10 protein-coding genes are annotated in these 13792 nt (G+C 63.6%); 2 read left to right on the plus strand and 8 right to left on the minus strand.

From position 1 onward, the window contains the following. Positions 1–8: 8 nt before the first annotated feature. The 7 genes from cydB to ACCQ07_RS14810 all read right to left on the minus strand — a co-directional run bounded on the left by cydB (position 9) and on the right by ACCQ07_RS14810 (position 10250). Positions 9–1025 carry a cytochrome d ubiquinol oxidase subunit II gene (cydB, locus tag ACCQ07_RS14780; RefSeq protein WP_303400222.1) on the minus strand — a complete coding sequence of 339 codons (1017 nt, stop codon included), beginning with the start codon at positions 1023–1025 and terminating at the stop codon, positions 9–11. Continuing rightward, a complete protein-coding gene (locus ACCQ07_RS14785) occupies positions 1025–2425 on the minus strand; it encodes a cytochrome ubiquinol oxidase subunit I (protein ID WP_011348156.1) in 1401 nt (466 codons plus the stop codon). The genes cydB and ACCQ07_RS14785 overlap by 1 nt, the downstream gene beginning before the upstream one ends. A 277-nt stretch (positions 2426–2702) precedes the next feature. Further along, positions 2703–3932 (minus strand): dipeptidase, encoded by a 1230-nt coding sequence (locus tag ACCQ07_RS14790; RefSeq protein ID WP_031423619.1) that lies wholly within the window; start codon positions 3930–3932, stop codon positions 2703–2705. Between the two features lie 589 nt (positions 3933–4521). Next, positions 4522–5910 carry an amino acid permease gene (locus tag ACCQ07_RS14795; RefSeq protein ID WP_011348158.1) on the minus strand — a complete coding sequence of 463 codons (1389 nt, stop codon included), beginning with the start codon at positions 5908–5910 and terminating at the stop codon, positions 4522–4524. 411 nt (positions 5911–6321) lie between these two features. Further along, positions 6322–7383 (minus strand): pectate lyase family protein, encoded by a 1062-nt coding sequence (locus ACCQ07_RS14800; protein WP_008573029.1) that lies wholly within the window; start codon positions 7381–7383, stop codon positions 6322–6324. A gap of 779 nt (positions 7384–8162) precedes the next feature. After that, entirely contained in the window at positions 8163–9104 is a 942-nt protein-coding gene (locus ACCQ07_RS14805) for a proline iminopeptidase-family hydrolase (protein ID WP_008573030.1), read from the minus strand. A gap of 381 nt (positions 9105–9485) precedes the next feature. Then, the gene (locus ACCQ07_RS14810; RefSeq protein WP_008573033.1) at positions 9486–10250 is read right to left on the minus strand and encodes a LuxR family transcriptional regulator; all 765 of its coding nucleotides are present in this window, start codon (positions 10248–10250) and stop codon (positions 9486–9488) included. Between the two features lie 192 nt (positions 10251–10442). Here ACCQ07_RS14810 and ACCQ07_RS14815 point away from each other — a divergent pair, with 192 nt between their 5' ends. Next, on the plus strand, positions 10443–11825 hold the full coding sequence (locus ACCQ07_RS14815; protein WP_031423623.1) for an APC family permease: 1383 nt from the start codon (positions 10443–10445) through the stop codon (positions 11823–11825). Positions 11826–11901: 76 nt separating this feature from the next. Further along, the gene (locus ACCQ07_RS14820; protein ID WP_228735157.1) at positions 11902–12075 is read left to right on the plus strand and encodes a hypothetical protein; all 174 of its coding nucleotides are present in this window, start codon (positions 11902–11904) and stop codon (positions 12073–12075) included. 97 nt (positions 12076–12172) lie between these two features. On the opposite strand, the gene xopAP is transcribed toward ACCQ07_RS14820, so the two are convergent. After that, a complete protein-coding gene (gene xopAP, locus ACCQ07_RS14825; protein ID WP_057680701.1) occupies positions 12173–13252 on the minus strand; it encodes a XopAP family type III secretion system effector in 1080 nt (359 codons plus the stop codon). Positions 13253–13792 lie beyond the last annotated feature (540 nt).

Raw genomic sequence — 13792 nt, forward strand, 5'->3', positions numbered from 1 at the left:
GGTGCGTCTCAGTGGTGATACCCGGTGTCAGCGGTGATCTTGCCGCGGAATACGCGGTACGACCATACCGTGTAGCCCAGGATCAGCGGCAGCAGCATGACCAGTCCCACCATCGCGAACAGTTGCGAAGACGGCGGCGCGGCAGCCTGCCAGATGGTGTAGACCGGCGGCACCAGATACGGCCACATGCCCAGCACCAGACCCAAAAAGCCCAGCACGAACAGGCCCATCGCCAGCAGGAATGGCAGCGCATCCAAGCGCGCGGCCTCGCTCGCACGCCATAGCACCCCCCCCGCGATGGCGACCAGCAGCGGCACCGGCATCAGCCACAGATAGTGCGTGCCACTGAGCCAGCGCTCCATCACATGCGACTGCAGCGAGGGCAACCAGGCGCTGACCAGGCCGATGAAGATCAACACGCTGATGGTCAACGGTCGGCTCAACTGCCGCGCCAACTGCTGCACGTGGCCTTCTGTCTTGAGAATCAGCCAGGTACTGCCGAGCAGCGCATAGCCGAACACCAAGGCGGCGCCCGTCAGCATCGCGAACGGGCTGAACCAGCCCCAGATGCCGCCGACATAGCGGTCGTTCTCGATCGGCAGGCCCTGCACCAGCGCGCCAAGGATCACGCCCTGCGCGAAGGTGGCCAGGATCGAACCGGCAGCAAACGCATTACTCCACAAGCGCCGCGAGCGATGCGCCTTGAAACGGAATTCGAATGCAACGCCGCGGAACACCAAGGCCATCACCATCAACAGCACCGGCAGATACAGCGCCGACAAGATCACCGCATACGCCTTGGGAAATGCGGCCAGCAGCCCTGCCCCGCCGAGCACCAGCCAGGTTTCGTTGCCGTCCCAGATCGGCGCGGCGGTGTTCATCATCAGATCCAGCTGCGCTTCGTCCTTGCGGAACGGCGCCAGGATGCCGATGCCGAGCACGAAGCCGTCCAGCACCACGTACATCAGCACCCCGAAGCCGATCACCGCAAACCACGCCACCGGCAATACGCTGTTCATCTCCATCATGCAGCTCCGTCGATCGGTGCATCCGCTGCCGACAGCGGGCGTGCGGGCGTGTGTTCGCCATGGTCCAGATGCGGCGCGTCGGCATGTGGGGTGGGGCCTTGCTTGCCGATCTTGACCAGGTACCAGATGCCCCAGCCGAACACGAACGCGTAGCCGGCCACATACACCGCCAGCGAGATGGCGGTCATCAGCGCAGACTGCGGGCCCACCGCATCGGCGGTGCGCAACAAGCCGTAGACCACATAGGGCTGCCGGCCGATTTCGGTGACGAACCAGCCGGAAATCAGCGCGATGAAGCCGCTCGGCAACATCCAGCGCCAGACCGCCAGCAACCAGCGCCATTGCACCAGCTTGCCGCGCCATAACGCGAACGCAGACACCCAGGCCACCAGCAGCATCAATGAGCCGATCCCCACCATGATGCGGAAGGCGAAGAACACCGGCGTCACCGGCGGGCGCTCGCTTGCCGGCACCGACGTCAGTGGCGCGATGCTGCCATCCGGGCGGTGGGTCAGAATCAGGCTGCCCAGGCGCGGAATCGCCACCTCATAGTCGTTACGCTCAGCCTGTGCGTTGGGTAACGCAAACACCACCAGCGGGAATCCCTCGCCCGGCTGTTCGGCATGCCAGTGCGCTTCCATCGCGGCGATCTTCATCGGCTGATGCTTGAGCGTGTTCAAGCCATGCATGTCGCCGACGACGATCTGCAGCGGTACGGCGATCGCGGCAAACACCACGGCCAGCTTCAGCATGCGCAGCCCTGCCTGGCGATGTACGCCACGATGCAGATACCACGCGCCCACTGCACCCACCACGAAGCAGGTGGTGATGAACGAGCCAAGCGCCATGTGCGCAAGCCGGTACGGGAACGAGGGATTGAAGATGATCTGCAACCAGTCCACCGGATGCACGATGCCGCCGATGACCTCGTAGCCGGCCGGGGTCTGCAACCAGCTATTGGACGAAAGAATCCAGAACGTGGAAAACAGCGTGCCCAGCGCCACCATGCAGGTGGCCAGGAAATGCAGGCGCTCGGAAATTCGACCCCAGCCGAACATCATCACGCCCAGGAAACTGGCTTCCAGAAAGAACGCGGTGAGCACTTCATAGCTCAGCAGTGGCCCGATCACGCCACCGGCCACGCGGCTCAATTCCGGCCAGTTGGCCCCGAACTGGAAGGCCATCACGATGCCGCTGACCACGCCCATGCCGAAGGACACGGCAAAGATCTTCTGCCAGAAAAAATACAGCTCGCGCCAGACCGGCAGACGCGTGCGCAACCAGCGCCATTCCAGAAACGCCAGCAGGCTGGAAAGCCCGATGGTGAATGCCGGAAACAACACGTGGAACGCAATGACGAATCCGAACTGGATCCGCGATAACAGCAGTGCGTCCATGGAGAACCCTCCAGGAAAAAAGTGATCGTCGGCGTGCAGGTCGCAGCGCGATCGCCGGAATGCATTGCATCGGGCGATCGCGCGCGCGCTGCTGCGCTACGCGATCATGATAGGGACGGTCGCGCCCGTTCCCGATGCGACACGGCGTCGCATCTGCGACAAATTGCCGCCCTTGTACTGCGGTACGCCACACCGCCCGCCTCTGCTGGGCAGTGTGCGTCGACAGGCGGTGCAAGACCGGCCATGCCGAGCGTCCCAGAGCCAGGCCGTGGCAACGCTATGGCCGCACCCGCTCCCAGATCCGCAGAAAATTGCCGCTATACACATCCACGATGCGTTGCGTGGGCCAGCCGGCATCCAGCATCGCCTGCGTGAGCTTGGGCAGATCCGCCCCGCTGCGCATCCCGGTCGGCAGGCTGGAAATGCCGCCATCGAAATCGCTGCCGAAACTCAGGTGTTTCCATGGATCTTCGACGATCCCCATGGCGGCAATCTGCCGGGCAAACGCTTCGTAATACGCAACGACAAAGGCAAGATCGGCATCCATGTCCGGCGTGCCATCGGCCAGATAGGCGTGTTGCAAGAAGTACGGTGCCAGGATGACGCTGATGCAGCCACCGGTCTGCACGATGGCACGGATCGCCGCATCGTCGAGCGCCCGGTCCAGGTGACGTGAGGGCCGCGTTTCCACACCACGCGTGACGCTGCGCGATGCGCCATGCGAGACGAAGGCCGGCACGTCGCGACGGATGCAGATGCCGCAAGCGTCAAGGATCCCCTGGCTCGAGGTATGCGAAAGATCCACAAGAAGCCCGGCATCGATGCAGCGCTCCACCACCTGCCGGCCAAACGCCGTCAGCCCCGCGCCCTTCTTCTCGCCCCACGGATTGAGCGATGCATAGCCAGCCTGGGAGATGTCGGTATGGCTGAAATGATTGAGCGTCAGATAGGCGGCGCCGTCCTTGGCCGCACTGTCCAGACGCGCCAGCCGCAGCGCCTGGGTGCGGCGCCCGCGTGGCCCAAGCATGTGCGCCCCCTCCAACGACAGGATGGCGCTGCACAGACCCGCTGCGCGAATCGCGCGGAGCTCGGCGGCGCTGCGTGCCAGCCGCATTCGCCCGCCGCTGGCCGCCACCATCTCCTGGACATAGCGCCGATGCTCCACCCAGTGTTTCCAGGGGTCGAGAAAAGGCACGCCGATGAGGTTTTCCCAGAGTGCATGGGCGCTGAAACAGGCACCGCCATAGCCGCCCGCGAGAAAGTCCGGGCCGCTCACGTGGTACATCAGCGGTTGGTTGCGACCTCGCGGCGAGGTCTTGGACATCAACCAGAGGATCGGAGAACGCCGATGTGCTTTCCAATCGCCCTTCCAGAAATCGAAGCCGCCTAGCCGCGACAGATACAGCGAATCCAGATGCGTATCGACCGGACACGCTAACGCATGCACTGCTTCCAGCGTGAGCGGCGGAACCAAGTCGGCCAGATTGTCGGAGGAAACTGCATGCATGGGCGAACCCCGGCAATGACGTCTGACGACGTCGCCAATAAAAGCGCGTGTTCCGCGTTGAAGATCCGGTCGCTATTCTTCGAGCGCCCTGATGGGTGGAGCATGTGCGTCCAAAGGAGAATAACCGAACTGGACCGTCAGATCCCCGGGGCGAGTGCCCGGCCCGAGAGGAAAGCGCAGGACTGCTGACGCGTTTCTCGTTTCGCAGCGCACCGCGTCGGTGCGGGGGTTTTTTCGTTATTGGACCGGCCGTCGTCTCACCAGGAATCGACGGGTCCTGGAGGCTTTTGGCGACGATGCCGCATGCCGGGATGGGGAGCCCGCCGATATCGGCTAAGAGCAGCAAACAGAACTGCTGCGCAGCCGCGGCGGCTCCTGGACAGTTGGGTTAGTGTGCGTGCGAGATTGCGGACGCACTGCCCTGATGCCGTGGTCCGTGGCCAGGCCGACGCCTGAACACATCAACGTCGCCAGCAACGACGGGGGCAATTGCCGGTTGCACTCGCGTCATGAGCGCTGGCCGCCGGTTACAGCTGACACGCCCGCCAGCGCACACAACGCACCAACACACTGCCACGCTTCCAATTCCTCACATCCGCGCACGCAGGCGCCGCGCAACTTCGCTGACCGCTGCGATGACTGCGGTCAGCGCGACCATCGAGAGGAATTGCGCGCGCGTATCGGCCGAAGAGGCCAACAACACGAAGATCACGCCCAGGATGACCAGCGCCAGCACGGTCAGAAACGGATAGCCGCGCATGCGGAACGGCAATGCAAGGCCGGCACGGTCCGCGCGGGCGCGCAAGATCAGTTGCGATACCAGCGAGATCGTCCACACCAGCAGACAGGTGGCGCCGACGATGTTGAGCAGCATTGGCAACACCTTGTTCGGATACAGCAACTCCAGCGCTGCGGCGGCGAAGCCGAACAACACGCTGGCGATCACCGCCACCAGCGGCACCTGTTCGCCGCTGGTCCTGGCCAGCAACCGCGGCGCTTCGCCGCGCTGGGCCAGCGAGAAGATCATCCGCGAGGCACCGTACAGATTAGCGTTGAGCGCCGACAGCAGCGCGACCACCGCCACCAGGGTGATCGCCGTGGCGGCACCGGGAATGCGTGCCACGTCCAGCACGGCCGCGAACGGCGAGCTGAGCGCGGCGCTGGTCCACGGCACCACCGCCACGATCACGCTGATCGACCCGATATAGAACACCAGGATGCGCCAGGCGACAGTGCGAATGGTGCGCGCCAGGCTACGTCCCGGGTCGGCGGTTTCCGCGGCGGCCACCGCCACGATTTCGGTGCCGCCGAAGGCAAACACCACCACCAGCAACGCCGAGCCGATACCGGCCAGGCCCTTGGGCGCAAAGCCGCCGTTCTGGGTGAAGTTGGACAGCCCGGGCGATGCCACTCCGGGCAACCAGCCCGCCAGCAACGCCACGCCGATCAGCAGGAACACCACGATCGCCAGCACTTTCAGAATGGCGAACCAGAATTCGAACTCGCCAAAGTTGCGCACGCCGAGCAGATTGATCGCAGTGAACGTGGCCATGAACAGCAACGCCAGCAACGGCACCGGCAACGCCGGCCAGACCGTGGCCAGCAGCCCGGCGGCACCTACCGCTTCGGCCGCAATCACCACCACCACCTGAAACCACCACAGCCAGCCCACGGTGGCGCCGGCCGTCGGGCCCATCGCATCGGCGGCGTACACCGAGAATGCCCCGCTGGCCGGCTTGGCGGCGGCCATTTCGCCCAGCGCGTTCATCACGATGATGACCAACGCCCCGGCAATCAGATACGAGATCAGTACCGCCGGACCGGCCGCGTGGATGCCCACACCAGAACCTAGAAACAGCCCGGCGCCGATCGCCGTGCCCAGGCCCATCATCATCAATTGCCGCGGCTTCAGCGCATGGCGCAATGCAGGCGCGGCGGGCGCAGCGGTCTCAGCAACGGAATCGGTCGGAAGCGGCATGGACAGGCTTGCATGGATGGAATCGCGACACGATACCGCGTCGCAGCGCCTGCCGCGCCTCTTGACGCCAGCCCGGGGAAGGAGTGGCGATGTCTCGCGATCGCGCCTTGCGCGCGGGTGTGCAGCAGCCACGCCCGGCAACCTGCCGGTGCGCGCCGTCACCTGACGGCCGATGCAGCGCGCGCCTGTCACCTGTCGTCTCCAAGAACCGGGCAAAGCACATCCCCGAACAAGCCGGGGACGTGCCTCGATGCCGCCAAGAGCCAAGAGCCATCATGTGCGCAGCTTCCGGATGGACGGCCGCTACTCGTCATCGGCTTGTCCCCCGGAAACGCTGCGCTTGCTGTGCGCCGCCCAGGCCCTCCTGACCAGCGCTTGCTACAGCTCATTCGCGACTCCGGGCGCTACCGGTCACTCCGCCAGGTTCTTGCCCGCGCCCGCGGTGGCGATCACCTTGGCCTTGACCTGTGCTGCCGGCGTCACGGTGTAGATGTAGCCCAGCGACTCCGGGAACACCTTGGAGCTCACCCAGTTGGTGGCATTGGCGTAGGGCTTGCTGCCGTCCGGCGTGCTCCAGGTGATGCCGCTGCCAACGTAGTTGTTGATCAGGTCCCAGTAGCCGATCTCGCTGCTATCGCGCGAAGTCACCGGGTTCTTGATGTTCTCGAAGTAGTTGGACTCGATCTTGGCCACCCCACCCATGCGCACGTTGATGCCCGAGGTAAACACATTGTTGAAGTAGTTGTTGTAGATGTGGCTCAAGCCGCGGCGCTGCAATGGCAAGCGCGATTCCACGTTCTCGAAGCGGTTGTGGTGATACGTGGTGCGCGCAGCCGAGTTCTTGGTGTCGCTGTCGCTGTAGCCATTGAGCGCGACCTTTTGATAGTTGTAGACATAGTTGTAGGACACGGTGACGTGGTGCACGCCCTTCTTCATGTCGATGCCGCCATCGAAGGAGGCATCGCCTGCACCGGAGCACTTGGTGAGCGAGGCGAAGATGGTGTTGTGGTCGATCCAGATCTTGGACGGCTCGCCGCTGGAGTTGCCTTCCAGCGAAATCGAATCGGCATCTTCGCCACCTTGCAGCAAGCCGATGGTCATGTTCTGGATGATCACGTTGTGCGCATTGCCTACCACACGCACGCCGAAGTTCGCCGACGAGCCGTTGGCGCCCTTGATGGTGACATCGCTCTTGTTCTTGATCTGCACGGTCTTGGCCGGCAGCTTCCATTGCGCGCACACGTCCTTGATGGTGCCGAAGTCGAACTGGCCGGTGTAGTTAAGCACCAGCCCGCCGCTACCGGAATAGTTGTCGATGGCGGCCTGCACTGCTTCGAACGTCGCCACGTTGACTGGTGTCTTGTTGCCGCCGCCGGTAGTGGCCGCACCGTAACCGACCGGGCCGGCAATCGCGCCCGCGGCGCAAGCGGACAGTGCAAGCGCGAGTGCGCCGTGTAGCGTCTTGATGATCATGGAGCCTCTCCCAATGAAGTCGACAAGCAATGCCGGCCGCCTGCGCAGTGGCGACGACAACGGCAAGGCGATGCGTGGGGGGGCTGCATTCTTCGCGCGATTTAAAACATAAAACAATTATTCATCTTCGAAACTTAGACACACCGCGGTGTTCTCTTTCCGGGACATGCAAAAGGGACAGCCAAGGACAGCCGGGACAGGACACGCCAATGCCATGCGATAGCCCTGTGTTGATCGACGCATGTGTGCATGTGCTGCAGACGCCGGCGATGCGCAGGCGTTCGGGCGTGCAGAGCGATTGCGCCTGCAACCGTGACGATCCACGTGCCGACGCAGCGACAGGCATGGGCGCACCCAGTGCATGCCTGGCGATGGCAGCTGGCCAACTGCAATGCAGTCATGCATTGCAGCACTGCATCTACATCGGCACGAAGATGCAAACGCAAGCTGTAGCGCCAGCGCCAGCGCCGTCGCGGCGCATCAGAGCGTTGACGTGCCTGCCCACGCTGCGGCGTGTGCCCTGCGACGCTCGCGCATCATCGTGCGCCGGCAGCCCGAAACGGGCTTGCGTCAAAGTGCGAACCTCCATCGACACAGCTGCCCGGAACAACGCGCGCAGCGCCACGCGTGCAGCGATGCAAGCACGCAAGCGCTGCAGGGCCGCTATCGCAGGCACGGATTGATGGTGTCCACCCACAGCGACATCATCGCGGCAGGCAGGCAGCCAAACGCAGTGCAGTTGATCGGCCCGCTGGCCACCGCCACACCACACTGCACGCTCAGACAGCGCGATTGGCCAGTGCTGAGGAGCGCAGCATTTGTCCACCGGGCCACGGTGTCTGATCGTCCAGGAAATTGCCGACCAGGCGCATGCACGCCGCGCGTTCTTCCACGTGCGGCATGTGGCTGGAGTTGGCGAACACGTGCCAGCGCGCATCCGGGATCAACCGCGCATAGGGCTCGACGGTTTCCGGCGTGGCTTCGTCGTACTTGCCAGAGAGCACCAGCGTGGGTGCGGTGATGCGGTGCAGGCGCTCGATGATGCTCCAGTTGCGCAAGCTGCCCACCACGTGGAATTCGGTCGGGCCGTTCATGGCGTGATACACGGTGGGGTCGGCGTCGATGGCGGCAAACGTCCGCGCGACCTCGGCAGGCCACGGCAGCACGCGACATACGTGCTGCGCATAGAACACCTGACTGGCTGCGCGGTAGGCCGGATGGTCCAGCGTACCGGCGGCTTCGTGCTCGTCCAATGCGGCCTGGATATCGTCAGGCAGGCGCGCGCGCAGACGCAGCGCAGCCGCGCGCCACAACCCCATCGAGGCGGGCGAATTGGCGATGACCAGCGCTCGCAGGCCGGCCGGCCGGCGCACGGCGTGCTCGGCGGCCAGCATTCCGCCCCAGGACTGGCCCAGCAATGCGTACTGCGACAGCCCCAGATGCGCGATCAACGTCTGCAGCTCGTCCAGAAACAGCCCCACTGTCCAGAAGCCTGGCTCGGCATTGCGCAGATGGGTGGAGTTGCCGTTGCCCAGCTGGTCGTAGTGGATCACCGCGCGGCCGTTGGCCGCCAGGTCCTTGAAGCTGTCCACGTAGTCGTGCGTGCATCCGGGGCCGCCGTGCAGCACCAACAGCGGGCAGGCATCTGCGCACAGGTCGCCGGTAATGCGGTACCAGGTACGGTAGCCGCGGAATTCGACGTAACCCTCGGTGCACTGCATGACCTGCGCCTGCCTACGGCAATGATGAGCCCCGAGCCTAACGAGCACGCCGAGCGGCGTTAACTGGCAAATTTCACAGGTTTGAACGCGCCCGGATGCGCGGTTGGCGCTGGCCGATAGCCGGTTCGATCGAACGCTTTGCATCGCCGAATGCGTCGGGTATCGCGCGACTCGACATCGCTCCTGGATCGAAATAGCTAGTTCGAATCAGCACATCTATCGCATCTGTCCGCGCCACTGGACTCCATTCGGACCAACAACAGATCAGCGTTCAGAACACAGGTGGGTCGCGCCAAGGAAACGACATGGCATGTGCGCTCTGCCGCTCCGAAACCTGTGAAGCCGCGCGTACCGCAGCGCGCAGGCACGCTCGAAGAAAACTTATGGCTCCAGCAACCGATAGTGCATACCACGCACCACCGCTTCCACGCGGTTGCGGGCGCCCAGCTTGCGCGCGGCTGAATTCAGATGCAGGTTCACCGTGGCGGTTGAACGGTTGAGTGCCGCGGCAATCCGTTTGGACGTCAGGCCTTTTGCCGAATACTGCAGGCATTCGCGCTCGCGACGGGTCAGCGCGATGTGGTGGCAGCGGCGTTCCTGCGGTTCCAGCAACTCCTGCGCGCGCGCCTGGAAGGCGTGCGCCAGCAACAGGAACGGCAGCACCTGCGCTTCGGCCAACCGCGGCGCTTGTGCAGCGGCGGCATCGATCGCGCCGCTGAAGGTGGCAAATGCGCCACCAGGCAAATGCAGCGGCACGGTGACACCGGTGCCCATGCCGCTATCGCAGAGATAGCGGGTCACTTGCCGGTGCTGCCCCCCCACATATTCCACGCCCGCGCAGTGGCCGTCGGTGCGGTACGACCATACGAATGGCGTGGTACGCCGCGTTGCGCGCTGCTGAACAGGGTCATGTTGGTAGTAGCCGTGCTCGCACCACACATGCTGCATATCGCCCGGCGCATTGCGCTGCATGAACACCGTTGGCGTGATCAGCGCTCCCTCCAGACTCAGGGGCACCGGCGCATAGTCGTACACCAGCGACTGGAAACCGAGCGCGCAGACATCGCGAAATACCCGGTCCAGGCAGCTATCGAGCGTCTGCAGTGCCTGCAGATCGCAGCCCAGGCTGGCCAGAATGTCGAACATGGTGCTCCTTCGGTACCGGTGGTTGCCAGCAGATGACATCCAGCATGGAAAACCTAGCACTTTTACCAATGGATGGGCTTGTCGGCCACATTATCGTCACAATGCCGGTCACATGACGGCAGCACGGGACGGGCGTTCAGGTCGTCCGGGCGCTTGCGCTGCGTGCCGGCATTCCTTGCAACGGACACCTGCATGACCGACACGCCCCGCCGCGACGATGCGGCCACGCTGCAACGCTTCGGCTACGCACAGGAGCTCAAGCGGCAGCTCACGCTGAAGGATCTGTTGATCTACGGGCTGGTGTGCATGGTGCCCACGGCGCCGTTCTCGATCTTCGGCGGCGTCTTCGACATCAGTGCCGGAATGGTGCCGCTGACCTACCTGGTCGGCTTCGTGGCAATGCTGTTCACCGCACTGAGCTACCAGCAGATGTCGCAGGCATTTCCGGTGGCCGGTTCGGTATATGCCTATGTCGGGCGCGGGCTGAGCAGCGGCATGGGATTTCTGGCTGGCTGGGCGATTCTGCTCGACTACCTGCTGGTGCCGACGCTGTTGTACGTGGTCGGCGCCAATGCGATGCAGACCGTATTGCCGGCGATACCGCAGCCGGCGTGGATTGGGTTCTTCGTGGTGCTCAACACGGTGGTGAACCTGCGTGGCATCGAAACCACCGCACGCGCCAATCGCTTTTTCCTGCTTGCGCAGTTGCTGGTCCTGGCGGTGTTCGTGGTGCTGGCGACGCTGGCGATCCAGCGCGGCGTCAATGGCGCGCACTGGAGCTGGCGCCCCCTGTATAACCCGCAGGCGTTTTCTCCGCAGCTGATCTTCAGCGCGTTGTCGGTGGCGGTGGTGTCGTTCCTCGGCTTCGATGCGATCTCCACCATGTCCGAGGAAGCGCGCGGCGGCAACCGCGTGGTGGGGCGCGCAACCTTGCTGGCCTTGCTGATCGTGGCAGGCTTGTTCATCCTGCAAACCTGGCTGGCGGCATTGCTGCAGCCTACCCTGCAGCGCTACCCAAGCGCGCAGGCATCCAACGATGCGTTCTTCGAGATCGGGCGGTTGATCGCCGGACCATGGCTGCAAATTGTCATTGCGCTCACGGTGGCGATCAGCGCGGCAATCGCCAATTCATTGGTTGCACAGGCGGCCACGTCGCGACTGTTGTTCGCCATGGCGCGCGACCGGCAATTGCCGGGCTTTCTGCGCTACATCCACCCGCGCACCGGCGTACCGCAGCGTGCGATCCTGCTGGTGGCGGGCCTGAGTCTGGTATTGGGCGAAGTCTTCGTCGGGCAGATCGCGCTGCTGTCGTCGCTGTGCAACGTCGGCGCACTGACCGCCTTCGTGTTGCTGCATATCGCAGTGCTGTGGCACTTCCGCACCCACGGCCGGCGTGTGCTGCATGGCATGGTGCCCCTGATCGGGATCGTCATCCTGGCCTACGTCCTGCTCAATGCCGACCTGCATGCACAACTGGGCGGCGCTGCGTGGATGGCGGTGGGGCTGACGGTACTGGCGTTTCTGAAACTCAGCGGACGCTCCACCGAATTGCGCGCCAGCGACGCGCTGGAATAGCCTCAACAGCAGCACCGTCTGTTGTGCTGGCGTGCTCCTGGCCCACCCGTGCTGCGGTGTGCGATGGATCAATCTCGTGCTGGGCAACCTCAAACACGTCATCAAGGTGATGCATCACGCCATCAGCGCAAATACGCAGGGCTTGACTTGCAGAGATGGACGATCGCTCACCGTCGATCCGCTTCACGATGCGCTGCCACGACTTGCCACGGGCATGTTGCAGTCCAAGCAGTGCCTGGAGCCGGTTTGACCTGCAGCGAGCGATCTTCGTGGCCAGGAGTCAGGATCAATCAAAAATTTAGAAACTCTCTCTTGGCCTGGAAAACTCATTCGCAATTTATTGCCGGCTATCTAATCCGCCCGCGAGTGGCCGGCGGCTGGCGGTACGGCAGCCACGAGGTGAACAATTGCCTGCGGGAAAGACGCCGGTCTTCGGATGTTCCCTGCGACACTTCCATGGGAGAAAAGATGCGCTGCAGATCGCCCGGCTCGATCTTGGACAGGAAATAAGAGCGCCACAACGTCAATTCGTGATTGTCCGCCAGGTTGACAGTGCTGGCCGGGCCGTCCGTCACGGTGATGAACTGAGCGAAGCGATCACCGCTGGTGCTGCCGGCGCGCTCGTCAGCAGCCCCGGGGTGATCCCAGTGCGGGTGATGCATGAAAAAGGGCACCGACTGGATCGGATCCAGGGCGCGCGCAAACTGGCGCAGCGTGAATCGCAGTTCGCTGTCGTTCGATCTTAAGCTTTGCATATAGCGTCTGTCGGCGCCCGCTGGCCCGAGGCGCGGTGGATTGAATGAATAAATGCTGATCTTACCCGGGGCTCCGGCCGCGCGCAGAAAGTGCGTGATGTCGAAGCCGGCGAGCGTGGCCGCTGCTGCGCCCAGACTGTGCCCCGTCAACGACATCGACAGCGCCTTGCCGCTCTCCCGCGCGCGATTCGTGTAGCGTTTCAACACGTCCTTCATGACGGTTCCGTCGGCGCGCGGCAACTGAGCTTCGGACTGCCACCATTCCTGCCAGCCTGCTCCAACCCTGCCCAAGGTCGGAAGGCGCTCGTCAAATACGTTGACGTGTACCTGTGCGATCTGGCTTTTCATATCGCATAACAGATCGTCGGTCGCATTCAGGCATGTGCCGGAAAAACCCAGCACCGCCACAATCACATCGTCGGTCTCTCGCTCCCAGAGTTTCAACCGCCGCGTGGACATCGGCACATTCAGATGCAACCCATCGATGTCAGCCACCGTCGCCGGATCGCCCTTGTAGGATTCGCCTGCGCATGCGCGCATGCTTTCGAGCACAGTGCGGCAGCGTATTTCCCATTGCGGATCCTGTCCGTGCGGCTGCGCCGATGCACGATCCACTTGGGCAATCGCGCTGACGAGATCGCATGCCTGGGTATCTACCTGCGGCAGACGCATGCCAGATGACCGCCAGGCACCTGCCGTGATCGATCGTGTCGCGTTACGTCCGCGTTTGACCGGCGCAGCACTGAGACCTGGAAACGCACTGGCGCTGTCACGCGCGTGCCAGGGGAAAGCGGTCGCGGAGGCAGGCACGTCGCTATCGCCGTCGCGCGATTGCGCGTGCGGCAGCCTTGGAAAAGAAGTTGAGGTGGGTCGCATGCGACATGTTTCAGGTGAGTGCGCAGAGATTCTGTTTATATCCCCACCTGGCACGCAGCCAGAGATGTCGTCCACCGCCGTGAAAACGAACGAAGGATTCACTGGCTCCACCATCGCTGTGCATCCCTCAAGGCCGGGTTGAGGTCGCCCGAGGCCCTAGGAGCGCTGATCGCCACCACGACTATGACGTGGATTGAACACACCAAGCTGCCACTGCGCAGCTGGATGCTGGACTTGCACCTGCTGACTAGAACCAACATGGCCGCCCTGGGAGCCTATGCACCGCCCGGGGCCGACGGCATGACGGCCCAGTGGATGACAGACGCGTGCGGGCAC

Origin of the sequence: Xanthomonas sp. NCPPB 3583 (assembly GCF_041475715.2) — a bacterium.
Classification (GTDB): domain Bacteria; phylum Pseudomonadota; class Gammaproteobacteria; order Xanthomonadales; family Xanthomonadaceae; genus Xanthomonas; species Xanthomonas euvesicatoria.

Bases quoted from the DNA above. Each gene is read 5' to 3' on its own strand.
- cydB (WP_303400222.1), bottom strand. From the start codon at position 1,025: ATGGAGATGAACAGCGTATTGCCGGTGGCGTGGTTTGCGGTGATCGGC.
- ACCQ07_RS14785 (WP_011348156.1), bottom strand. From the start codon at position 2,425: ATGGACGCACTGCTGTTATCGCGGATCCAGTTCGGATTCGTCATTGCG.
- ACCQ07_RS14790 (WP_031423619.1), bottom strand. From the start codon at position 3,932: ATGCATGCAGTTTCCTCCGACAATCTGGCCGACTTGGTTCCGCCGCTC.
- ACCQ07_RS14795 (WP_011348158.1), bottom strand. From the start codon at position 5,910: ATGCCGCTTCCGACCGATTCCGTTGCTGAGACCGCTGCGCCCGCCGCG.
- ACCQ07_RS14800 (WP_008573029.1), bottom strand. From the start codon at position 7,383: ATGATCATCAAGACGCTACACGGCGCACTCGCGCTTGCACTGTCCGCT.
- ACCQ07_RS14805 (WP_008573030.1), bottom strand. From the start codon at position 9,104: ATGCAGTGCACCGAGGGTTACGTCGAATTCCGCGGCTACCGTACCTGG.
- ACCQ07_RS14810 (WP_008573033.1), bottom strand. From the start codon at position 10,250: ATGTTCGACATTCTGGCCAGCCTGGGCTGCGATCTGCAGGCACTGCAG.
- ACCQ07_RS14815 (WP_031423623.1), top strand. From the start codon at position 10,443: ATGACCGACACGCCCCGCCGCGACGATGCGGCCACGCTGCAACGCTTC.
- xopAP (WP_057680701.1), bottom strand. From the start codon at position 13,252: ATGCGTCTGCCGCAGGTAGATACCCAGGCATGCGATCTCGTCAGCGCG.